Genomic DNA, 23439 nt, shown 5'->3' with positions numbered 1-23439 from the left:
GGTAATTATATAAGGTGTATTTCAAGTTCCTCACATTCTTTGCGCATATCTTCGGGCCAGATGCTGGCTTGTATTTCTCCGATATGGGCTTTGCGAAGGTAGAACATACACAGGCGGGATTGTCCGATACCACCACCAATGGATAAGGGGAGAGTGTCGTTTATCAGTCGCTTGTGGAAATAAAGTTCCAGTCTTTTCTCTTCATTCTCTTCTTTCACCTGGCGTTGCAGGGCTTCTTTGTCTACACGGATGCCCATAGATGATAGTTCGATGGAGCGTTGCAGTACATCGTCCCATAGTAAGAGGTCGCCGTTCAGTCCGGGTAGGTCGTTCAGACCTTTGGTTGTATAGTCATCGTAGTCAGGTGCACGTCCGTCATGCTTCTTGCCGTCGCTTAATTTGCAACCTATACCAATGATAAATACAGCTCCGTATTTCTCACAGATAGCATGTTCGCGACATTTGGGTTCCAAGTCGGGATAAAGCTGGCGTAGCTCTTCGGAATGAATAAAATGTAGCTTTTGTGGCAAGCATGGCTTGATTTGGGGATACATTTCATATACCATATATTCCGTGCGGATCATGGCCGCATAGATGCGGTTTACAATTTCCTTCAGGAAGTTTACGTTTCTGTCTTCATTGGTGATGACACGTTCCCAGTCCCATTGGTCTACGTAGAGGGAGTGGAGATTACCCAGTTCTTCGTCCGAGCGGATGGCGTTCATATCCGTATAAATGCCATATCCGGGTTCGATACAATAATCAGCTAATGTCAGTCTTTTCCATTTAGCCAATGAATGAACCACTTCTGCTTGTGCGTCGCCCAGGTCTTTGATAGGGAAAGAAACAGGACGTTCTATTCCATTCAAGTCATCATTGATACCCATTCCTTTCAACACAAACAGGGGGGCAGTCACACGTCGGAGACGCAATTCGGATGATAAGTTTAACTGGAAGAACTCTTTTATTTGTTTGATTCCCAGCTCGGTCTGTTTGAGGTCGAGTAGTGGGTTATAGTTCTTAGGTTTTATCAAGTAACTCATAGGTTTGTTGAATGTTAATTGTCGGCAAAGATAGGAATAAAATTGATATATGTAACGGATATTCTCTAAAAGATTGTCAAATTGATAAAGTAAATGCTCTAAAGCATTTCAAAATAACAGAGCCCTTGTAAGGGTGACTACCTTAACAACTATAAAAAAAGAAGAATCATTAGGAAGATGAGAACTTTTTTTATACTTTTGCCATCGCATTCAGAAAGAATGGCTTTGTTATTGAATGAATAGAGCGTCTTTTCTGATTGAATTAAAACGTATATGCACCTGTAGTTCAATGGATAGAATGGAGGTTTCCGGTACCTCAGATAAGGGTTCGATTCCCTTCGGGTGTACTTTGAAGTCGTACTCTTAGAGGGTGCGACTTTTTTGTATCATTTGTACGTCTTTTAAATAGAAGAAAACTCTTCTGTATATTCTTCGGGTCTATTCATCGTCCTTTATGTTTTCTTCTTTCTTCTGATTATTGTCTATCTGTAAAATCCGTTTCGCATTGAGTGAAGATACTACTTTTTGTCCGGTTTCAGCTTCTAATTTTAGTCTGGCTTCACGGGCAACACCGCCACCACGTCGTGCGATGTCTTTGTGGTCGTCAAATGTTTCGGGTTGGCTTACTTCGGAGATTTCTTTGGTTGAGAGTTCGGCAAGCATGTTTAATACAAGCTCTTTGTTCGTCATATTATCCCGCAGGCTCTCCTTTTTCAAACCTTTTAATTGCTTATACTCTTTAGTCGTATTTCCCGACCAGGATTTCGTGATAATATCCGTAAGGGTAGCAAATTGAACACCTTCCTCCAGACCACGTGCTTTCCATTCATCGGTGAGTTCTTTCCGGATCTCGATGCTTTTTAATCGCTGATTTATCCAACTATCAGAGTAGCCAAGTGCTTTATATTCCATCATTGCCCGGTCGATAGTCAATTCAGGGTCTTGTATTTCGTCCAGGCGTTCTTTGGCAATGTGTGCCATCCAAAGCTTGAAAGGTTCAGCTTTTGGGGAAGGAATGGACTGAATGAGACGGAAGAGTTGTTCGGTAGTTGCTACATCGGTCTTATATAGTTTGCCGTCGGAGGAAGGTAATTTCAGTTGGTGACAATTTGTCACCAACTCACTTCCTTCGGCTTTGAGCCGTTGCTTTAACTTATTCCAATATTTACGTCCATCTACGCTATCGGTGAGTACGCTAACAACATCTACAATAGAGAAATACCACTCTTCTTTCATATCGTCCCATACGGCACGAATCTTTTTGTTCTCGAATATTTTTATAGCATCTTTTTTTGTCATGATATTTTGTGTCTTAAAATCTTTTTTATTTATTTTCTTCTTTTATACGTGATTTGCAAACTAATTTCTTGTCAGTGATTTCTGGATTATATGTATCATAATACTCCCAATTCCTTTCAAGTCTTTTAGCCACATCTATTTCTACTGTAAAGTAGAGAGGCTTATTCTTCGCTACATCAAAAATCGTATAAGTAAGAACTTCTTTTTCTTTTTGGTCTTTATCTTTGTATTTGCTTTTGGTCAGTAATATCTTATACTTACCATCTTCTCGAACACCATATTCTCTGTTATTTTCGAGAATATAAGTGCCAGTGACATCTGTTAAATTATTTGGCACATTAGTTTTTTCCATTTCTACGACAATTGGTTTGGGTTCTCCTGTTTCCTGAGTTTCTTTTGAATCATCACTGCAAGAGAATAGCAGAGCAACGAGTAATAATCTGAATAGTTTCATATTTGTATTTTATAGGTTTTATATTTTTTTTCTTAGATTAGTATTTGGGTCTGTTTTATTTAACAGACTTACAAATGTACTACTTTTACATAATATATCAACAGTAATCTGCTAAATAAATCTGTTTTATATTGTTGATATTTAGATTGATAATCAAATTGATGAATGGTGAAGTTTTTCGTATTATGCGACTAAAGTCCCAAGACATAGGTTTCTGTTTATAGTTGCATAATTTAGCCTAAATTGAATAAAAAGTTGTTCTGGATGGTTAGTTTTCCGTGGAAAATGATAACTTTGTAGGTGTGGGCAGGTGAATGAATGCTGATTGAGATTCTATGTTTATAACCTTGCGGAAGTAGACATTTGATGATAATTACATTAATCCCCTAACTAGAATCAGTATCATGGAAGAAGCAAGAAAGAAGAAATGGACTAGTGTTGTACTGGTTGTTGGCGCTATCGGCTTTATCATTGCTTTGATTTACTTTACGGTTATCTCAAGTATTAACATGTAAAAGCAATCATTATGGAGCTTGAAAATTAGAGCTTGGACATAGAATCAATTACGGTCATCTATGTCCAAGCTCGTTTTTTGAGGTTTTTAGCTTCTTGAAACCTGAAGCCCCTTGTCGGAAAGCGTCATGTCTACGAAGCGGGCACGCGGATTAGGAGCTTGCTCCGTCAGTATCCGGCGGATTTGTCCTGCGGCTTGCGGGTCTTTGGCTACCATGTATAAGTAACCGCCTCCACCTGCGCCGGGGAGTTTGTATCCTAGTGTGTAATCCTTAATTTTCTCGATAATAGCTGCTACTGCCGGTGGGTTCGTTCCGCAGTCCAATGCCTGGTTCTGTATCCAGGTCTTACCTACCAGATTGGCGAAACTATTGAAATTACTGCGTAGAATAGCTTCACTCATATCCATGGCATGCGCTTTCATCTCGGCCAATAAGCTTAGATGTGCCCCTGAATTGAGGAACATGGAACTTACAATTTCAGCCAAGATACCTTTCGCTGTGCGGGTGATTCCTGTGTAATATAACAGATGACAGTCACGATAATCAGGATGAACAAAGAGCTGGTCGGGTAACCAGCGTACCAACGGATTTTGCTCAAAGCCAGCTTCCGATTGAAGTAACTTGACACCGGAGAATACACCGCCGTATTGGTCCTGCCAACCGCCGCCGGTAGTCAGAAGCTGTTCCAGTACCAATGTATAACTGCAAATATCATTCTTATCCCAAGCCAGTCCGCAGAAGTCGTTGATAGCTCCGAGAACAGTAGATGCCAAAATAGAACTGGTACCCAAGCCGGAACCTGCCGGAATAGCAGCCAATAAAGTAAGCTCCAGTCCTGAACCGAATGCTTTTAGATGTTCTTCCAGTGAAGCGTAAGATTCGGCGGAGAATGACGGCCCAAAACCGGCAAGGGAGAGCGCTGCTTTTGGGATAGAGAACGGAGAACCGACTTTCTTGTAGTCTTGCAATTCCTCGTAGTTTCTGATAATTTCCATAGCACCCATATCAATAGAACGGAGCATGATATGATATTCTTTGCAAGGCTTCACATATACTTGTAATGGCGGCTGACCATTCAATTCGATAGCGAGATTAACGACACTTCCGCCTGAATAAAGAGAGTAGGGCGGAGTATCCGTCCATCCTCCAGCTACATCAATACGTACAGGGCTGCGCCCCCATACTATTTGGTCGGAAAAGACGCTGAGTACAGGACGATTTTTATGTTCTGCCATAGCTCCCAGTAAACCGTCACGAAGCAAATGGAAAGCTGCCTGTTCTTCCTTTTGGCAAGCATCCTCTCCGCGTAACTTCATAATCCGTGCACGAAGCATACGGTTATGTATCCGAACCATTGGCGCGGCATCCTCTTTCAAGGCATCGGGAGTCTCTAACCCTAAACGTGCAAATTCATTAGCCGCATCCTGCAAATCTAATTGATAGAATACACTCTTTTCATAGTTGGCAGCCAAGCCCTTCCAATTCTCCTTGCGGAAACTGCTGCGTTGTGCATAAAGCCGTTTCAGATTGGCACCTGCCGAAATCTCGTCAGCAGAAACTTTCTCAGCTTTCAGCCAAAGTTCTTTTCCTTTCTCCAATTGCGGTTCCGACGTCATCCAACGTACTAATATCCCTAATTCCTCTACGGAAGATACTTTAGGGAAAATAGAAGCCGCTTGCAAATCATCCGTGCGACCTTTTATATCATCCCACGTAATCCCTCTTTCTTCCATCCATTGTGAGAACGGGATATTGAGATAAGTAGTCGTAGCTTTTTCCAACGCTCCTTTGAATACATCATCCAAACCATACGGACGAGCTATAAAATCATGTTCACCAACAGGAATAATATCTATACAAATACCATCCGGCACACAGATGTCCCACTGATTTTCAGGAACTCCTGTAATAATTTGGCGGGAACCCAATTTCCAGCCCTTTCCTATATAACTGTTTTCTATCCAAAGATTAGCATTATCGGCAGAAAGAGCCACCTGCGTGATGGAATTTTGAATAAAAATAGCCGGATTCGGTTTTACTTTCCGGTGCATGATTTTTCTTTGGTCGCGTACCTTGTCCTGTATAGACAGCGTCGAAGAAATCAGTTCATGGCTTGTACCATAATGATAAAATTCTCCACCGGGCAAAGGCAATATGGCTACGGACAATTGGTTGATTTCTTCATCTTTAGTTTTAGGATGCTTTCCTAAAGCCAACCCATAGTCCGAATATAAATCATAATAATTAATATCGTCTGTTCCTTCTTTTAAAGAACGTTTCATCAATACTTCTACGGCACGGTCACTTAGAATCCAAATACCGATGTCCATCAAGAAAAGATGCGTCCTGGATAAACCCTCCAATTCCTCAAGCGAAGGCTTTTGTAACATAAAGTCGAGAACTTCCGGACTTTTCCGGTCGGACACAAACACGCCGTGGTGTGTTGCTAATGAAGGATTCACCCACAAACCGTAGCACACGACATCTACATTAGGAATATCCTGCAATGGCTTTTCCGAACGGATATACACATCCCCACTGGCTATCAGAGTATTCATTCCGGCAGGTGCCTGCTTCATAATTCTTTCGTATAGCGGAAGCTGCAATGACAACAGATTCTGTCCCAGCTTTTGTCCCCGTTCCCAACTAAAAATAGGAATAGGAGTTAATATCTTGCCGGAAGGCCCGTAACTTGGGAGACGGCGGCTTTGTCCGCCTGCATGAAGCAATATTCTCTTCTCACGCCCTATCCAATTGCTGAAACTATCTTGGGGCGCAAACTCCTGATGACAGGCTTGCAACAACCACGTTGTTCCGCCGCCGGAACCCAGCTTGCTTCCGATAGGGTCTGACGTACAAAACCAGTCGGCATGATTCACTTCTTCCAGTTCGTGAAAACAATGGATTAAGTTTGGTGGCAAGGATAATAACTTTTGCATAGTAGAATCGATGTTTTTAAAGATAAAAATAATTTGAATGAAACAGATGCCTATATATCCAATTTATCCCAGGCTTCGCAAAGCGCTTGCATGGAAGGGAACAGTAAATCAGCTCCCGCGTCCAGCAATACCTGTCCGTCCAGTGGCCCCGTGTTGACGGCAATGGTAAAGATGCCCGCCTTATGCCCGGCTTCCACTCCCAACGGAGCGTTTTCTATAACAACGGCTTCATCCGCTTTCAATCCGCCTTTTTTTAGCGCCATCAGATAAGGTTCAGGATGCGGTTTTCCGTATTTCACGTCAAAAGCCGTAACCATCAACTCCTTTTTGAACATTCCCGGAAAGTTGTGCTCCAACCGTTCGAGCAACGAAAGCTGTCCCGAGCCGGTCACGACCATCGGAACCAATCCTTCACTCTTTATTTTTTGCAATAACTCCCATGCGCCGGGCATACGCTCCGCTTCCGCATACGAATTGAACAGGACACTCTTCTCCTGATAAATACTTTCTATTTCTTCCTGGGTAGCTTCCTTGCCCAGTTCACGTTGAAATACGATATTGATAGTGGCAGCTCCCGTCCGTCCTTCGTGCATATACGCTTCTTCGCGGCTGAGAGTGAGCCCGTGAGATTTCATCACTTTATGCCAGGCTTCCGAATGATAGGGCATAGAGTTGAAAAGTACGCCGTCCATGTCGAACAGGACGGCTTTCAGTTTCTTTTTCATACTTAGTACGTCGTAGAATCTTTATTTCTTTTTTACAATCATTTTCTTCAGTTCGGGCAGGGTGATTACTACATCATACTGCGCGCCGGACTGCTTACCGGTATATCTGTAAGTAACATTCTTATCACAATTAATGCAAGTTTGCAGGAACAACTGCGTTGCAGCGTCAGTCTGTCCAGCCAATGTGGCTACGATTCCTTTTTTCACCTCTACGGCGTTTGCTTCAATCTGATTTACGGGGCATAAATCTTCGTCCACCACACACAGATAAGTCACTGCATCATCAATAATCTCTATTTTCTCTACAACGATTTCGTCACTGGCTTGCATCGGAAATTGCAGATTAGCCATTTTTACTTGCGCTTCGAGTTTGGCAGATTCGCTCTGTGACGGGTCAGCATCCGATTTGAGAGTTTCTTTCAACTCTTCGGTAGTAAGTCCGCAAACAGCCTGTTCACCCGAATCCTTCCCTACGAATCTCATTTCCAATCCTGCGTTGCATTCAGCTACCAGTTCAAGCAATTGTTTTACTTCCTTTGACGGATTTCCGAACATGATTTTTATTGACTCTTTCATGCTTTCCGGATTGTCCTTCAATACCGAAATATCCGTAAAGTTCTCATTCATATTGAGCGTGTACACTACGTTATCCCCGTCATAAGTGATACTGGTAACCGTTCCGACTTCTCCCATATCCATAGGACATTGTTTGTTTGCGACGGCAATTACCGCTTTGAGTTTGCTCTGCTGGCAACTGCTGACTAACACCATCAATAATGACAAGCTACATAGTAGCGCCAATTCGTAGGATTTCTTTACTAAATTCCGTTCCATTCTATTATCTTTTAAAGTTTGATTCGTATTGAATTACTACCATATACGAGACAAAGATAACGATAAAAAATGAGAGAAGAGACAGAATGGTAAGATAGTTGTAAACAATACTGTGGAACGATTAACTATACAAATATTTGCTGTTTAGAAGATTATGTGTATTTTTGTAGCATTATAAACTCGACGATAGCATGAAAAAGAGAGTATTATTGTTGCTACCATTGTTTTTAGGCGCTTGTTCCAATAGTGGGGAAAGTCCTGTGATTAAGATCGAAAAGCTATATGTAAAGGCTGATTCGGACACTGATAGCGCTAAGGAAGAAGATTATGCCAACAAGATGGACGAACTGCCGGCTCTGAAAGTAGGAGATAAGGTTAATGCATTTCTGCTACTGGACGGAAATGGGGCTGAACTGAAAACTTTTAAGCTTCAAAAGGATAACGATGAGACATTGGCTACCAAACTCGTCTATCAGAAAACTGAAGTTTCTACCGAAGGAAACCTGACGGATGAAGAAAAAGGTCAACTTCGTTTTAAGGATGGTGTGACGCAAACCAGAGTAATGGTGCACGCTACCATCGAGCACGTAGACAAAAACGGTGACGTAAGACTGGAATTCTATCTTTCCTCTAAAGCGGAATGTGAAGGAGCGCAGGAAGAAATCGGTCTGAAAACCAAAGTCGATGATGAAAAAGAATAAATCAAACTAAAACCTGAATACAGGGCATAAAAAAAGAAGCGGTTTACAGAAAACCGCTTCTTTTTTTATGTATAGATAAATCTATTACAATTTAGCACGAATCGCCTTAGACTCTTCTTCATAACCCGGTTTGTCAAGCAAAGCAAACATATTCTTCTTGTATGCTTCTACACCCGGCTGATTGAACGGATTCACGCCCAGCAGATAACCGCTGATACCGCAAGCCTTTTCAAAGAAATAAAGCAGGCCGCCGATGTTGTATTCGCTCAATTCGGGAAGAACAATGCGCATATTGGGTACACCACCGTCTACGTGAGCCAGTTGAGTTCCCAGTTCAGCCATCTTGTTCACTTCGTCCACACGCTTGCCGGCAAGGAAATTCAAGCCGTCCAAGTTAGCCTTGTCAGAAGGAACTTCCAGTTTGTGATTTACTTTCTCTACTGAAATTACAGTTTCGAAGATAGAACGTTCACCTTCCTGAATCCATTGACCCATAGAGTGAAGGTCGGTAGAGAAGTCTACTGATGCAGGGAAAATACCCTTATTGTCCTTACCTTCAGATTCACCGTAAAGCTGCTTCCACCATTCGCTTACATAGTGCAGTTTCGGGCAGAAGTTAACGAGGATTTCAATCTTCTTGCCATCCTTGTACAACTCATTACGGGTAGCAGCATAGATAGCAGCAGGATTTTCGGCAAACGCAACGTCAGAGCCACATATCTTTTCCATATCGGCAGCACCGGCTACCAATTTGTCAATGTCGAATCCGGCAACTGCAATCGGCAGCAAACCAACCGGAGTCAGTACAGAGAAACGTCCGCCTACATTATCAGGGATGATGAATGTCTTGTATCCCTCTTTGTCAGCAGTGACACGTGCAGCACCTTTCTTTGCGTCTGTAACGGCAACGATAACCTTCTTGGCAGTTTCCTTGCCACGTTGGTCTTCACATTGCTTTTTCAGCAAACGGAAAGCAAGCGCAGTTTCGGTAGTAGTTCCCGATTTAGAGATATTGATAACACCGAATTTCTTATCTTTCAGATATTCAGTGAGTTCATACAGATAATCTTCGCTGATATTGTGTCCGGCATAAATCATGACAGGAGCCGTTTTCTTTTCCTGCAACCAAGTGAAGCTGTTAGACAAAGCCTCGATAACAGCGCGTGCACCCAGATAGCTACCACCGATACCGGCAACGATTACCACTTCGCAATTATCTCTCAATACTTTTGCGGTAGCGTTCAAATCAGCCAGATGTTCTTTGGTGATGGAAGAAGGCAGGTGTAACCATCCTAAGAAGTCATTTCCTTTGCCCGTTCCTTTTTCAAGCATTTCCTGTGCGGCTTTTACTTCAGCCTCGTAGGCAAAAACCTTTTCTTTGGAGATGAATCCAAATGTTTTTTCAATGTTTAAGCTAATCATATCTTTCTTGTTTAAAGGTTATCTAAAAGAATCAGTTAGTAATTTAATCTCAATCATGGGCGAGATACGTTCATACAGGATGTTGTACACAGCGTCCAGTATCGGCATATTGACATGATGATGCTTGTTGATTTCCTTGATACACTTCGTACCATAGTAACCTTCGGCAATCATCTCCATTTCAATCTGCGCACTCTTTACGGAATATCCTTTTCCTATCATCGTGCCGAATGTCCGGTTACGGCTGAAGTTGGAGTAGCCCGTCACCAGCAAGTCACCGAGATAAACAGATTCATCTACGTTTCTGTTCAGCGGGTGTACCGTATTTAGGAAACGATTCATCTCCTGGATAGCATTGGAAATCAGCACAGCCTGGAAGTTATCGCCATATTTCAGTCCGCTGCAAATACCGGCGGCGATGGCATACACGTTTTTGAGTACCGAACTATATTCGATACCCGATACGTCGTCACTAACAGAGGTTTTGATAAAACTGCTTCCCAGCCGGCGCGCAAAGATGCGTGCTTTGTCTTTGTCCGGGCAAGCGATGGTCAGATAAGAGAGACGTTCCAGAGCTACTTCTTCCGCGTGGCAGGGACCTGCCAGTACGGCTATGTTTTCGGGTGGTACGCCATATTCCCTAGTAAAGTATTCTGATACAATAATATTATCGTCGGGTACGATTCCTTTGATAGCGGTGATGATGAACTTATCCTTTATCTTCGTTTTCAGCTTTTTCAGGTGAGCCTTCAGATAAGGGGAAGGAGTGACGAAAATCAGCGTATCCGATTCCTTCACAATATCATTGATATTGGAACTGAAAGAGATACGCCGTGTATCGAACTTCACTCCTGTCAGATAAGCCGGATTGTGTCCCAATCTCTTGAAATCAGCGATGCGGTCGTCGCGTCGCATATACCAATTGATAGAGTCTTCTTGAGCCAGACACATCTTCGCAATAGCCGTGGCCCAACTTCCACCGCCCATAATCGCTATCTTACCGGGTAATTTCATTTGTATGGTTTTGGATGAAGAACTTATTTAATTTTCTGTATCCATTCAGTTACGTCGTTTACCGACGGATTGGTCAGCTCTAATTTGTATTTCTTGTTGATGCCGCAGATATCCTGGTGTAGCTTCTGCGCGTTGACATCTTTCATATCCTCTACCGTATTGTAGCCGGCTTTCTGAATAACCGGAACCCAGTCTTCAGCGATTCCCAGTTCCATGTATTTAGCGGCTGCGTCTTTCTTCACCACCTTTTCCGGGCGCATTTGCGGGAAGAACAATACTTCCTGGATGGTAGTCTGTCCGGTCATTAACATAACCAGACGGTCGATACCGATGCCGATACCCGATGTAGGAGGCATACCATATTGCAAAGAACGCAGGAAATCCTGGTCGATAATCATTGCTTCGTCGTCTCCTTTGTCAGCCAGGCGCATTTGTTCCTTGAAACGTTCTTCCTGGTCGAGCGGGTCGTTCAATTCCGAGTAAGCGTTCGCCAACTCCTTACCGTTCACCATCAATTCAAAACGTTCGGTCAGTCCCGGCTTGGAACGATGCATCTTAGTCAGCGGAGACATTTCCACCGGATAATCGGTGATGAAAGTCGGCTGTATATAAGTACCTTCGCAGAATTCTCCGAAGATTTCATCAATCAGTTTGCCTTTACCCATCGTGTCGTCGATTTCTTCCATCTTCAGTTCCTTGCATACCTGGCGGATTTCTTCTTCGCTCTTGCCGTTCAGGTCGTATCCTGTCTTTTCCTTGATAGCGTCGAGGATAGGCAGACGGCGGTAAGGAGCCTTGAAACTGATAGTCTTTCCGTCAACAACGCTTTCCGTAGAGCCGTTCACAGCCATACAGATACGTTCCAATAACTGTTCGGTGAAGTTCATCATCCAGTTGTAATCCTTGTACTGAACATAAAGTTCCATACAGGTAAACTCAGGATTATGGGTTTTGTCCATACCTTCGTTGCGGAAGTTCTTACCTATTTCATATACACCTTCAAAACCACCTACAATCAGTCTCTTCAGATAAAGTTCTGTTGCGATGCGCAGATAAAGGTCGATATCCAGTGAGTTATGGTGAGTGATGAACGGACGTGCGCTTGCTCCGCCGGCAATGGATTGCAGGATAGGAGTTTCCACTTCCGTGTATCCGGCTTCATCGAGCACGCTGCGTATTGTCTTCACTACGGTGGCACGCTTTAGGAAAGTTTCTTTTACACCGTCGTTTACCACCAGGTCCACATAACGTTGGCGATAACGGAGTTCAGGGTCTTCAAAAGAGTCGTAGGCTACGCCGTCCTTATATTTTACGATAGGCAGCGGTTTGATAGACTTGGCAAGTACAGTCAGTTTCTTGGCATGGATACTGATTTCACCCATCTGTGTGCGGAACACGAAACCTTCGATACCTACAAAATCACCTAAGTCGAGCAGGCGTTTGAATACAGCGTTGTACAGTTCCTTATCTTCTCCCGGACAGATGTCATCGCGGGTGATGTACACCTGGATGCGACCTTTAGAGTCCTGCAATTCGATGAAAGAAGCTTTACCCATCACGCGGCGGCTCATGATACGACCCGCTACGGAAACCTGGCGCGGCTCGTCCTCGTCCTTGAATTCAGCTTTAATATCTGTAGAGAAAGCATTGGTTATATACTCTGCTGCAGGGTATGGGTCGATACCCATTTCACGAAGTTCATTCAGGCTGTTGCGTCGAATGATTTCCTGTTCACTTAGTTCTAATATATTCATTACGTTACGTATTAACTCAATTTTGTGGGCAAAAATACGAAACTTTTCTCATATATCCCGTAATCCGTCTCTTTTTTGTATCTTTGCCCCCTCAAACTAATAAGTATGACAGGACAAAAGACCCCCACTGCGCTGGGAACAGAAAAGATTGGAAAGCTTTTAATGCAGTATGCCATTCCGGCAATTATCGCCATGACGGCGTCTTCTCTTTATAATATGGTAGATAGTATCTTTATCGGTCACGGTGTGGGAGCAATGGCTATTTCGGGGTTGGCACTGACCTTCCCGCTGATGAATCTTGCCGCTGCTTTCGGCTCGCTGGTCGGTGTGGGAGCCGCTACATTGGTTTCGGTGAAGTTGGGACAAAAAGATTACGACACCGCGCAACGGGTACTCGGCAATGTTTTGGTATTGAATATTATCATCGGACTTGCCTTCACGGTGGTAACCTTGATATTTCTTGACCCGATTCTTTACTTTTTCGGCGGTAGCGACGCGACCGTAGGTTACGCCCGCGATTATATGGTCGTTATCTTAGGAGGTAATGTCGTCACCCACCTTTATCTCGGACTGAATGCCGTACTCCGTTCGGCAGGCCATCCGCAGAAAGCGATGGTTGCCACGATTGCCACTGTTATCATCAATACCATACTCGACCCTATCTTTATCTACGGTTTCGGCTGGGGTATTCAGGGAGCGGCTATCGCTACCATCGCGGCACAGGTCATCGCATTGGCATGGCAATTTAAATTATTCTCCAACAAAGAAGAGCTCCTGCACTTCCATAAAGGAATTTTCCGATTGAAAAAGAAAATCGTAGTCGATTCTCTGGCTATCGGTATGGCTCCTTTTCTGATGAACCTGGCAGCCTGCTTCATCGTTATCCTAATAAATCAAGGCTTGCAGCATCACGGCGGCGACCTGGCCATCGGAGCGTTCGGCATCGTCAACCGGCTCGTATTCCTTTTTGTAATGATTGTGATGGGGCTGAATCAGGGTATGCAGCCGATTGCCGGCTACAACTATGGTGCCCAGCAATATCCGCGTGTGACAAAAGTCCTGAAAATAACGATTTATGCCGCCACCATAGTGACTACCGTCGGCTTCCTAATGGGAATGTTGATTCCCAAACTGGCAGTTTCCATCTTTACGACCCACGAAGAACTGGTGGAAATCTCCGCCAAAGGTCTGCGTATCGTCGTGATGTTCTTCCCGATTGTCGGCTTTCAGATGGTGACTTCCAACTTCTTTCAGAGCATCGGCATGGCAAGCAAGGCAATCTTGCTGTCATTGTCCCGTCAGGTTCTTATCTTGATTCCTTGTCTGTTGATTCTGCCTCGTTATTATGGGCAATTGGGTGTGTGGATAAGCATGCCGATTTCCGACCTGATGGCTAGTCTGATAGCGGGAGCAATGCTTTGGTGGCAGTTCCGGCAGTTCTCAGTAGCACACAATAAAAAATAGTAAGAATAAAGATATGCAAACAACAAGGTGATTGAAGATTTTTCTCGAATGATAATAGACCTTGTAGAAAAGATAAGTAAGTAAACTGATAGCAATTATTCAGTAAAAAGAGCAAATAATGCAATATTCCGGGCATTCCTAAGGAATGTCCAGAATAGTAGTGATAATTCTTACTTGTCGGGGAGTGAATGTGCGAGTCCGTGGGTGATAGCCGGTTTCTGTCAATAAGCGGAATAACTCCTTGTTCATTTTAATCCATTTGGTGAATATGCGTATGGCACAACGGGGTGTAATATCAGGGCTGTACATACAAGCCAATTCTTTTTTTCTGTATGCCCTGAAAATAAACGGTTTTTCTTCTTCGTCAGCTAATGATTCCATTCTTTATTTTTTTGTTGTTAGAAGTTGTAAATATACGAAATTAAAAGGCGTTTGTCAAGTCTTTGACCGGAATATTTTAAGAAGCAGTATCCGCCCGTAGGCGGGTACTGTTTTCTATTGGCAAAGTGCTTTCCATTGGCAAAGGCAATGATTAATTTTATGCTGCCGGATCCGGAGTTTCTCCTTCACCCTCATCCGGGTTTGGAGTATCGGGATTTTCCGGCTTATTAGCGCCGTCATCGGAAACAACCATTTTCAGGACACTTACTTTACTCAGCATATCTTTGAATTTATACCCCGGTGTGAAAATGATTTTTACCCTGCGGATAGTATCGCTATCCACATCTTTTTCAGTCTCCTGACTCTCGCAATTCATACCCGGACGGAAACAACCGAAATCTCCCAATTGGACGGAAATACCTTTTCTAAGGTTGAGGTTCAGCGTATCAATCAACGCATCAAGCACAAACTTCACTGCTCCGCTGGGAACCATTCCCACTTTAGTGATTTCTTCGCACAGGTCTCTGAATTCCACCGTATTGGTGATTACATTTTGCGCTACATATTTTTCAGCTTTAGTTTTATCGAAGCCGAATGATCTTTTTTTAATGACGTATCTAAGTGCCATAGTTTTTAAGTTTTTAAATTAATTACTTTAATTATCAATTCTCTTTGTGATCACGATGCAAAGATACTATGGGCGCTTTCCGGGTAGGTGCTTTAATGGCGTTCAATGAACGTAGATTGATTTACTTTTATTTATTTAGTTTGTATACTACTGATTTATAGGATTTTATTTTTTTTTGTCTTGTCTATAAGATAAAATGATGAAATGAAATTCAGATTGTTGTCAGAGCCACTTCATGTAATCTATACCTTTATATATACAGTCAACTTTCCGACCCCTTCTTTTCGTATGATTTCGTCGGCAACGAAAGAGTTTAATTCTTCAATGGCGACTTTCTTGTTTCGTCCTGTCAGATGGCTGTAATCAGTCCGGCTGATGAACAGGTGATTTTCCATATATGTGTTGAGGCGGGAGAGACACGTCGCGCGGGAGATACTGTTTTTCTTGGGGCGTGTGAGGGATTCTCCACGCTGCAACCTCATTTTGTCGCCCACTTCTTTTTTGAACGGGCGGCTTGCACGAAAATTGATGTTTTTCATTCGGACAGACATGGCACGAATTTCTTTTTTATCTTTCACCGGCGGGCATTGCAGAGAGGTAGAGAAAAATCCGAAGTTTCCCATTTCTACATTCCATCCGTCGGCAAGTAAGTCCCGTGCTTCATTGGCGAAGGCTTCCATAGTTCCTGCCAATAAGCTTCTGCTGATACCGGTGAACTTATGGACACGATCCAGAAACTCTTCTTTATCTACGGTTCCTTTGGAAACAATGCGGGCGTGTAGCGGCTGCTTCTCTCCTTTGTTAGGGCTAGGAGTCTCAAATAAATCATATATTGCACTCATATACTAATGTTTAGTGATTTTATAGTTACTATTAATTCGTTCTATAGCTGTTAACTTTTAGTTCTACATCTGTTTCCCTTTAGTTCTACAACTGTTATTGTTTAGTTCCATATATGTGGAACGAATTGTTATTCGCTGCAAAAGTAATTAGTCTATGTAAGGGAGAAGTGCTTTAATTGCAATGAGGTTGTTTATATGAATAAGATAACCTTATAATAACTTGCACTTCCTGATTTATTAGATTACTTTTGTAGCGTATTAACCAAAGAAAGGAGTGGTGTAAGTATGGCAAGACCGATTAAGGAAACTCCGATACTTTTCGGAGAAGATGCTCGACGGTTCGAAGAACGAATGAAAGAAAAGCGCAGTGAAACATCGGAGCAACGGGCAAAAAGGTTGAAAGACTATGAGCTGGCAATGAAAATCTTTAAAAAATAAAATATGGATCGTCAGTTGATAGAAGCAGCATATGAGATGCGTAAATTAGATATCTCAGAAAAGATAAAATCGTTCGATTGCGGAGATAGCGATCTGAACGATTTTATTTTGAATGAATCTTTTCTTTATCGGGAAGCTTTGTTAGCTGTAAGTTATGTGCTTGAAAATAAAATGGGACAACAAACTGTAGCTTATTTTAGTCTTGCTAATGATCGTATTTCCTTGTCTGATTTTGAAAATAAAACAGATTTTAATCGTTTTCGGAAGCATCGGTTTGTGAATGAGAAACGTTTGAAAAGTTATCCTGCTGCTAAGATTTGTCGTTTGGGGGTTGATTTATCAGTGAAAGGTCAATCGATATGCTCATTCCTCTTGAATTTTATCAAAAGTTACTTTATTATTGAAAACAAAACGGGGTGTCGCTTTTTAACAGTAGATGCGTATGCGGTAGCTGTTCCTTTTTATGAGAAAAACGGTTTTGTTCCTTTGAATGATGAAGATGTGAACTCTGTTACACGTTTGCTTTATTTCGACTTGAATGATATTGTGAAATAATTAGTATCTTTTCATTAAACATTCTGATGTTTTTCTATAAATATTGTATCAGCTTTTTATTCTATATACGAAACAAAAAGCATATTTGAGCCTGTTTTTTTATAAACATGCCCTTTAACGATACAATCTTCATTTATTTCTGTCCTAAACATTTATAAGTATCTTTTGTTATTTTCCCAAAAGTATTTGTACCTTTGTCATTGAAACGTAGTATGCCGCTTTATGGTATACGATTGCGCGTTTCCTCGGCTAGCAGAAAATGTAGCGATTTTTAACATACGCCGGGAAGACGCCTGTGCTTCTATGACTTCTCATAGGGTACGGGCTGTCTGTCCCGTGTGTGTGGGGTGTTCGCTACAACCTTCTGCTAGCGGGATTAGATAGCTCCGTACTCTTTTATAATAAAAGGTACGGAACAAGTTAATTACTAACTTAGTTCCGTTTTTTTATGTCACACTGGCTCACAACAAAACAAATGTCCGAGAGACATGGCGTTCAGGAATCGACCCTTAAAAGCTGGGCGAATCTTGGATATATCACAAGTTCCCGAATCGGTGAACAACTTTTCCTGGATGATGAAAGTCTGGCTGCTTATCTGGAAGCTCACAAAAGGGTAGGATTGGAAATGGATTATCTATCTAAAATGATAGAGGAAAAGAAGTTGGAACGTGATTATATCATTTCCAAATACGATGATCTGCTCTATGTGTTGAGAACGCAAAAAACGTGTAAGCCTTTGTATGAGATGATTATTCGTGAACTTGCCGGATTAATTATCAATCCCGACGCCCGTGAAATTTTCTATTCCATTTCTATGGGAGAGTCCATAGCGAAAGTTGCCAATCGTCACCGAATTACCTATGCGCGTACATTGCAAACTTATAATTTTCTCCTTAAATCCTTGAATTTGAGGAAAGATATTTTCGCAACTTATCGAAAGCGCGCTATGGATTATCGTTTTCTTAGTTTGGCGGATAGTAGCAAGAATATCAATGTGAAACAAGACGCAAGAATACTGGAATTACCTATTGATAAGGTAGCCGATACCCGTTTGGCTAATATTTTGCAGAATCAGGATGTCCGTACAGTACGGGATTTATTTGAGATAGTATCGGGGAGAGGGTGGAAGAGCCTGTTAAGAATGGATGGAGTAGGAAAGATTTCCTACTATCATTTATTATCTAAACTTCAGCTGTTGGGAGTAGTTGATGAAAGTTTAGACCGTATTGTTAGTGCTCATTCGCACGAATGATAACTATCCTTCTGTACCACCTGTATTTGCTATTTCCGCCCGAATCCTGCTTAGCGATTGCGGCGTTATCCACAGGTAAGATGCGATATGTTTCAATGGTACATATTGCAATAATTCCGGCGTCTCTTTGATAAGAGTAAGATAACGCTCTTTCGCCCGCGGGCTTCCAGAACTGATAAGCCAGTTCTCTTGTAAGAGCATTTGGTGATTCATAAGACTAATTCCCAGGTTGGCAAGTCCGATGGAAGAAGCGAACAGTTGATTCAGGGCTATACGGGAAATGCAATAAGCTACGCTGTCACACATCGCTTCAATATTTATTAATGAGTAACCATTTTCCACATATCCCCAAACGGAGAAAGCGGCTTCTCCCTCAGAAGCAAACCAAAAAGTCGAATCCACTCCGTCTTTATGATAATATGCCCGCCAAATGCCTTCTTTGATAAAATAAAGATTACTATTCTTTGCTCCTTCGCGCACTATCAATGATTTCTTTTTGAAATGCACCTCTTCCATACAGTCCAATAAAGCCTGTATGTCCGACTCTGATATCTTATATTTATTACAAATTTTCTCAATGAATGCCTTCATGTTGCAAAGATACTCATCGTCGGCGGACGACAAAGCGATCTTTGAAATAAATTCCGATGATATAGAGCATTGTTAACAATTCCGCAAACGGTACGGCTAACCATATACCCGGTATGCCTAGTATTTTAGGAAGCACAAGAAAACCAATCAGCATAAATACCACCCCTCGAAGGAGAGTGATAATCGTAGCCCTCTGCCCCCGTTCAACGCTTTGATAATAACCGATTCCTACCATGTTGAAAGCAAAGAATATAAATCCGACACCAAAATATGGGATACCATTCACGGCTATGTCGAATGCCTCATAGCTCCGGTCGATAAACAGCGAAACGATATTCTGCCGGCATAGGACGGTGATAATGAAGAAGCTGATTCCACAAATCAATGCCGTCCGAATGGCGAGATGCAGAGTTTTCCTGACACGGTCGGGCTGTCCGGCTCCGAAATTATAGCTGATAATCGGTTGCGCGGATTGTGCAATGGCATTGTAAACCATGAAGATAATCGGGAAGAAGTAACAGGCGATACTGAATGCGGCTACCCCGTCCTCACCGAGATAATGGATGAAAACATAATTCCCTAAAAACATCATACAGGCGATGGATGCTTCGCTGATAAAGGCGGAACTTCCCAGCTTTATCATATAACCGACATTACGAAGAGTCAGCATCATGCTTTTGATACTTAACTTAATCCGGCACAGATGAAGGGAACGGGAGAATTTGAGGAGATAAACCAGTGTCATCAATCCGCCTACGACAGTTCCCAAACTGGTAGCGAACGCTGCTCCCATCATTCCCCAACCAAATTCAAAAATGAATATATAGTCTAAGATAATGTTGAGTATGGCCGCGACGGCATTACACATCATCGCATAGGTGGGCGAACCATCCAGGCGAATACAGAACATACCTATATTTAATATCTCATAGAATACAAGAAAAGGGAGATACCATGCCATATACTCCACCGCCAACGGCAATAATCTGTCCGAACTTCCTAATAATTTAGCCAATGGCTCTATGTAATAAAAACACAGAGCGGACATAATAAGTATAAGAAGAGTGGAAAACATGAGTGCTTGAGTAACATTGATACTTGCCACTTTGCGTTTTCCCTGTGATAAATGAATAGAAGCGACCACCGAAGCTCCGACTCCGAACATCAGGCCGATGCCGGCGGTAATCATAAAAAGTGGAGCCGTTATGTTAACGGCTGCCAGCGCATCACTACCAATCCCCTTTCCAACAAATATGCCGTCCGTAATAACGAATATAGCCGAGAAAATCATTCCTAGCACCGTAGGAATTAATAACTTACGGAACAATGTGGAAATCTCCATACTGCCGAAATCAATACTATCTTTCATATCTTTAATTTTAAAAATCTTAGAAAACGGCTGCAAAGGTAGAGCTATGAGAGGAGATAAAAATTACCATTTGGTAATTTCTATCATGGTTATTAACTTTAGTTCTTACTTGAAGAATGGATAAAAGTAATACTTTTGTAGCAAAAAAATATAATGGATAAAATAAGAGCTGTCTTCAATTGGAGTGGTGGTAAAGATTCCGCCCATGCCCTGCTGCGAGCTATGGAATCAGGATGTTATGAAATAGTCGCATTGCTGACAACCGTCAATCGTGATACACACCGCTCGACGATGCACGGAATTCCTTTATCCTTGCTTGAAACACAGGCAGCAAGTATCGGTCTTCCTCTCTATATTGTTGACTTGACCCCGAAAGGAAATATGGAAGATTATTCGTCAGCCATGTTGCAGGCGGTGCAGCATTTTAAGACATTGGGAGTAACACATTTCATCTTCGGAGATATATTCCTGCATGACGTACGGCAATATCGTGAACAACAACTTGCACCTCATGGCATCGAAGTAGTAGAACCCTTGTGGGGAAAAACTTCGGAGCAGGTGATGGAAGACTTTCTGTCATCCGGACTAGAAACCATCGTAGTCACTACAATGGACGATGGACTGGGAGCTGCCGCTATCGGAAAACTCATAGACCGTGATTTTGTAGCATCACTTCCCGCAGAAGCCGACCCTAATGGAGAAAACGGTGAATATCATACCCTTTGTTATGACGGACCGATTTTCCATTCTCCTGTTCCGTATAGTTTGGGAGAGCCTTTTTCACAAAGCTACGATATTCGTCTCGATGATGGCACGACTAAAACCTATACCTACTGGTTTGCCGATTTGAAAGAAGAATGACAGAATAAGCCACTCACCAATAACAGATATTCCGGCATTTTGCCGTGTTCTCCCCATTTAAGTTCTATGTGTAATAATTCGGAAGCAGTTTTTCCGATGTCGAACCCGCAGGCTTCCAGTGACGGACGAATCCTTTCCAGATGTACGCAGGGCTTGCCTTCCGCGCGGGTACACGACGGACAGAGCAGACAAGAGCCGGGAAAGAACGCACGCCCCTTATGAGACTTTTCCATATCCAATAATAATGCATCCGTCCGTATCCGTTCCGTTTCCATCATTTCCCTGCCGAAAGAAATATTATCCGTAATCTTTTCGGGGTGCAGAGGTGTGAGCTTAGTCCCGATGAGGAAAGCCGTACTATATTGCGACAGATACTCATCCACATTGAAAGAAAAAGGCGGGCATGCCCAGTACGTGCTATACCGCGTACATTGCTTGCAAAAACCGATAAACTTCTCCGCATCCCGGTAATGCTCCATATATTCGGCAACGGGGATGGTAGTCGTAAAGTCTTCGGCAATATAATCTTCTCCTGCTTTCATATCACAAAGATATAGATTCTTTAGTATTATTCCATCACCTGTATTTTCCTATCCCACATTTCTCTATCCCAGCGATAAAATCAACAACTGTGCCGTCAACACCCGCATAAACATCGTAAGCGGATACACCGTGGCATAACCCACCGCCGGCGCGTCGCAAGATGTCAGGTCATTTGAGTAAGCCAGTGCCGGCGGGTTGGTAGTAGAACCTGCCAAAACACCGATTAGTGTGAAATAATTCAACTTGCAATAGTATCGTCCTATCAATCCCACGATCAGGAGAGGCAGAACCGTGATAATGACTCCGTAACCTACCCATATATATCCGCCACCATGAATGACCGTCTCCACGAAACCTTCGCCCGCACCTAAGCCTACACAGGCGAGGAAGATGGAAATACCAATTTCGCGCAACATCAGATTGGCACTCATCGTCGTGTAAGTAATCAGCTTGTATTTTGGACCGAAGCGGCTGATAAGGATAGAGACGATAAGCGGGCCGCCCGCCAGTCCCAACTTCACCGGCTGCGGTATTCCGGGGAATGCAAAAGGAATACTACCCAGGATACAACCCAGGGCGATACCGATAAAGATAGGAATCAGATTCGGATGATTCAGACGCTTCATCGAGTTGCCAAGCACCTTCTCGGCATGCGCAACGGCAAGCTCCGTCCCGACGATTGTGACACGGTCGCCCATTTGCAACTGCAATTGCGGAGTAGCTACCAAGTCCACACCCGAACGGTTGACACGGGTAATGCTTGCGCCGAAGTTATTTCGTATTTTCAGTTGGGGGAGCGTCTTGCCGTTCAGTTCCGGTTTCGTAATCAGGATACGGCGTGAGATGAGCTGCTTGTTCAACTGATCCCACTCCATCTGAGTCTCCTTACCGAAAAAGACAGTAATCGCTTCCACATCAATCGGTGTGGAGATAACCAATATAATATCTCCCACATGTATGACTGTTTCAGAGTTTACCAGTTCAGTCTCGCCACCTTCGCGGTGCTTGATGCGTGAGATTACAAACTTGCGGTTCAGTAACGGCCCCAAATCCTTAATCTTGATACCGTCCACCGATTCGTTTCTCACCTCGATAGAGACAGGACGTACGGTTAGTTCCTGCAAATGCCCCAGTCCGATTTCCGCCTCTTTCTCTTCCTGCGCAGTGTTGATACGCAGAAGATACTTCAGGGCAAGCAATGAAAGAATGATACCCACCACGCCCAGCGGATAGCTGACCGCATATCCCAAAGCAATCTCGGGAGCATCTATACCATTTAGGTCGCTGTTGGCCTGTTGCGCGGCACCCAGTCCGGGTGTATTGGTGACAGCACCCGACAAGATACCCACCATCGTGGTAATCGGGGTGCCGGTGGTATAATGCAGGATAATGGTGATTCCTACGCCCAGTACCACCACCAGTACCGCCAGCATATTCAGCGTGAAACCACCTTTTTTGAATGCCGAGAAAAATCCCGGCCCTACTTGCAGACCGATTGAGTAAACAAACAGAATCAATCCGAATTCTTTAAGAAAGTGGAGCAGATGTTCGTCCAGATTCATGTTGAAATGACCGAACACGATTCCTACAAAGAGTATCCAGGTGACTCCCAACGATACTCCCCGCACTTTGATTTTAGCCAGAATGATTCCGAATGCTATGGTAAGCGACAGAATCAGCACGGAGTGTGCTACTCCGCCACCCCAAAGATTGGGGTATCCTTCGAACAAATTTCTTAGAACTTCCATTTTTGATTATTATATTATGATATTTTGAAGAGTTAAAAGTATCCCCGGAGAAATCACTTCTGCGGGG

General features: G+C 43.0%; 22 protein-coding genes and 1 tRNA gene. 7 read left to right on the top strand and 16 right to left on the bottom strand.

Going from position 1 to position 23439, the window contains the following annotated elements; genetic code table 11:
• Positions 1 to 5: 5 nt before the first annotated feature.
• Entirely contained in the window at positions 6 to 1043 is a 1038-nt protein-coding gene (gene asnA / locus HC965_RS24630; protein ID WP_191033980.1) for an aspartate--ammonia ligase, read from the bottom strand.
• A 275-nt stretch (positions 1044 to 1318) separates the two neighbouring features.
• Between asnA and HC965_RS24625 the strand changes: the two genes are divergently transcribed.
• Positions 1319 to 1390: transfer RNA gene (locus tag HC965_RS24625), tRNA-Arg, on the top strand.
• Positions 1391 to 1481: 91 nt separating this feature from the next.
• On the opposite strand, the gene HC965_RS24620 is transcribed toward HC965_RS24625, so the two are convergent.
• The 5 genes from HC965_RS24620 to HC965_RS24600 all read right to left on the bottom strand — a co-directional run bounded on the left by HC965_RS24620 (position 1482) and on the right by HC965_RS24600 (position 7809).
• A complete protein-coding gene (locus HC965_RS24620; RefSeq protein WP_191033979.1) occupies positions 1482 to 2342 on the bottom strand; it encodes a Bro-N domain-containing protein in 861 nt (286 codons plus the stop codon).
• Between the two features lie 25 nt (positions 2343 to 2367).
• Positions 2368 to 2796, bottom strand: a complete 429-nt coding sequence (locus tag HC965_RS24615) for a hypothetical protein (protein ID WP_191033978.1) — start codon at positions 2794 to 2796, stop codon at positions 2368 to 2370.
• A gap of 601 nt (positions 2797 to 3397) precedes the next feature.
• Positions 3398 to 6274, bottom strand: a complete 2877-nt coding sequence (locus HC965_RS24610) for a bifunctional fucokinase/fucose-1-phosphate guanylyltransferase (protein WP_370539995.1) — start codon at positions 6272 to 6274, stop codon at positions 3398 to 3400.
• A 26-nt stretch (positions 6275 to 6300) separates the two neighbouring features.
• Positions 6301 to 6975, bottom strand: coding sequence for an HAD family hydrolase (locus HC965_RS24605; protein ID WP_191033976.1), 675 nt, complete (start codon positions 6973 to 6975; stop codon positions 6301 to 6303).
• A gap of 21 nt (positions 6976 to 6996) precedes the next feature.
• The gene (locus HC965_RS24600) at positions 6997 to 7809 is read right to left on the bottom strand and encodes a hypothetical protein (protein ID WP_191033975.1); all 813 of its coding nucleotides are present in this window, start codon (positions 7807 to 7809) and stop codon (positions 6997 to 6999) included.
• A gap of 191 nt (positions 7810 to 8000) precedes the next feature.
• On the opposite strand from HC965_RS24600, the gene HC965_RS24595 reads away from it, so the two are divergent.
• Positions 8001 to 8510 (top strand): DUF5035 domain-containing protein, encoded by a 510-nt coding sequence (locus tag HC965_RS24595; RefSeq protein WP_191033974.1) that lies wholly within the window; start codon positions 8001 to 8003, stop codon positions 8508 to 8510.
• 84 nt (positions 8511 to 8594) lie between these two features.
• On the opposite strand, the gene HC965_RS24590 is transcribed toward HC965_RS24595, so the two are convergent.
• From HC965_RS24590 to lysS, 3 genes are read right to left on the bottom strand one after another with little or no spacing between them, the layout of a single operon-like run.
• On the bottom strand, positions 8595 to 9932 hold the full coding sequence (locus HC965_RS24590; RefSeq protein WP_191033973.1) for a glucose-6-phosphate isomerase: 1338 nt from the start codon (positions 9930 to 9932) through the stop codon (positions 8595 to 8597).
• A gap of 18 nt (positions 9933 to 9950) precedes the next feature.
• Positions 9951 to 10946, bottom strand: coding sequence for an NAD(P)H-dependent glycerol-3-phosphate dehydrogenase (locus tag HC965_RS24585; RefSeq protein ID WP_191033972.1), 996 nt, complete (start codon positions 10944 to 10946; stop codon positions 9951 to 9953).
• A 23-nt stretch (positions 10947 to 10969) separates the two neighbouring features.
• On the bottom strand, positions 10970 to 12700 hold the full coding sequence (gene lysS / locus HC965_RS24580) for a lysine--tRNA ligase (protein WP_191033971.1): 1731 nt from the start codon (positions 12698 to 12700) through the stop codon (positions 10970 to 10972).
• Positions 12701 to 12775: 75 nt separating this feature from the next.
• Between lysS and HC965_RS24575 the strand changes: the two genes are divergently transcribed.
• Entirely contained in the window at positions 12776 to 14164 is a 1389-nt protein-coding gene (locus tag HC965_RS24575) for an MATE family efflux transporter (protein WP_191033970.1), read from the top strand.
• Positions 14165 to 14302: 138 nt separating this feature from the next.
• Here the strand turns inward: HC965_RS24575 and HC965_RS24570 are convergent, their stop codons facing one another.
• The 3 genes from HC965_RS24570 to HC965_RS24560 form a co-directional block, all read right to left on the bottom strand.
• A complete protein-coding gene (locus HC965_RS24570) occupies positions 14303 to 14545 on the bottom strand; it encodes a DUF4248 domain-containing protein (RefSeq protein WP_191033969.1) in 243 nt (80 codons plus the stop codon).
• A 157-nt stretch (positions 14546 to 14702) separates the two neighbouring features.
• On the bottom strand, positions 14703 to 15173 hold the full coding sequence (locus HC965_RS24565) for an HU family DNA-binding protein (protein ID WP_191033968.1): 471 nt from the start codon (positions 15171 to 15173) through the stop codon (positions 14703 to 14705).
• Positions 15174 to 15415: 242 nt separating this feature from the next.
• Positions 15416 to 16015 carry a DNA-binding protein gene (locus HC965_RS24560; RefSeq protein ID WP_191033967.1) on the bottom strand — a complete coding sequence of 200 codons (600 nt, stop codon included), beginning with the start codon at positions 16013 to 16015 and terminating at the stop codon, positions 15416 to 15418.
• A 285-nt stretch (positions 16016 to 16300) separates the two neighbouring features.
• Between HC965_RS24560 and HC965_RS24555 the strand changes: the two genes are divergently transcribed.
• The 3 genes from HC965_RS24555 to HC965_RS24545 all read left to right on the top strand — a co-directional run bounded on the left by HC965_RS24555 (position 16301) and on the right by HC965_RS24545 (position 18260).
• On the top strand, positions 16301 to 16453 hold the full coding sequence (locus HC965_RS24555) for a hypothetical protein (protein WP_191033966.1): 153 nt from the start codon (positions 16301 to 16303) through the stop codon (positions 16451 to 16453).
• A gap of 3 nt (positions 16454 to 16456) precedes the next feature.
• Positions 16457 to 17008 carry a GNAT family N-acetyltransferase gene (locus HC965_RS24550; RefSeq protein WP_191033965.1) on the top strand — a complete coding sequence of 184 codons (552 nt, stop codon included), beginning with the start codon at positions 16457 to 16459 and terminating at the stop codon, positions 17006 to 17008.
• 475 nt (positions 17009 to 17483) lie between these two features.
• Complete coding sequence (locus HC965_RS24545) at positions 17484 to 18260, top strand: hypothetical protein (RefSeq protein ID WP_191033964.1); 777 nt, start codon at positions 17484 to 17486, stop codon at positions 18258 to 18260.
• A 3-nt stretch (positions 18261 to 18263) separates the two neighbouring features.
• On the opposite strand, the gene HC965_RS24540 is transcribed toward HC965_RS24545, so the two are convergent.
• Positions 18264 to 18851, bottom strand: coding sequence for a Crp/Fnr family transcriptional regulator (locus tag HC965_RS24540; protein WP_191033963.1), 588 nt, complete (start codon positions 18849 to 18851; stop codon positions 18264 to 18266).
• A 13-nt stretch (positions 18852 to 18864) separates the two neighbouring features.
• On the bottom strand, positions 18865 to 20220 hold the full coding sequence (locus tag HC965_RS24535) for an MATE family efflux transporter (protein WP_191033962.1): 1356 nt from the start codon (positions 20218 to 20220) through the stop codon (positions 18865 to 18867).
• A 153-nt stretch (positions 20221 to 20373) separates the two neighbouring features.
• Between HC965_RS24535 and HC965_RS24530 the strand changes: the two genes are divergently transcribed.
• Positions 20374 to 21081, top strand: a complete 708-nt coding sequence (locus HC965_RS24530) for an adenine nucleotide alpha hydrolase (protein ID WP_191033961.1) — start codon at positions 20374 to 20376, stop codon at positions 21079 to 21081.
• Here HC965_RS24530 and HC965_RS24525 read toward each other — a convergent pair.
• Both HC965_RS24525 and HC965_RS24520 read right to left on the bottom strand, forming a co-directional pair.
• Positions 21051 to 21623: a DUF2284 domain-containing protein gene (locus HC965_RS24525; RefSeq protein WP_191033960.1), complete on the bottom strand. Its 573-nt coding sequence runs from the start codon at positions 21621 to 21623 to the stop codon at positions 21051 to 21053. The two genes, HC965_RS24530 and HC965_RS24525, sit on opposite strands and share 31 nt — an antisense overlap.
• A 63-nt stretch (positions 21624 to 21686) precedes the next feature.
• Positions 21687 to 23372, bottom strand: a complete 1686-nt coding sequence (locus HC965_RS24520) for a putative transporter (RefSeq protein WP_191033959.1) — start codon at positions 23370 to 23372, stop codon at positions 21687 to 21689.
• Positions 23373 to 23439 lie beyond the last annotated feature (67 nt).

Source organism: Bacteroides sp. GM023 (assembly GCF_014750685.1).
Classification (GTDB): domain Bacteria; phylum Bacteroidota; class Bacteroidia; order Bacteroidales; family Bacteroidaceae; genus Bacteroides.
Note: the sequence above shows the minus strand (reverse complement) of the source record. Positions and strands in the feature narration are given on the sequence as shown.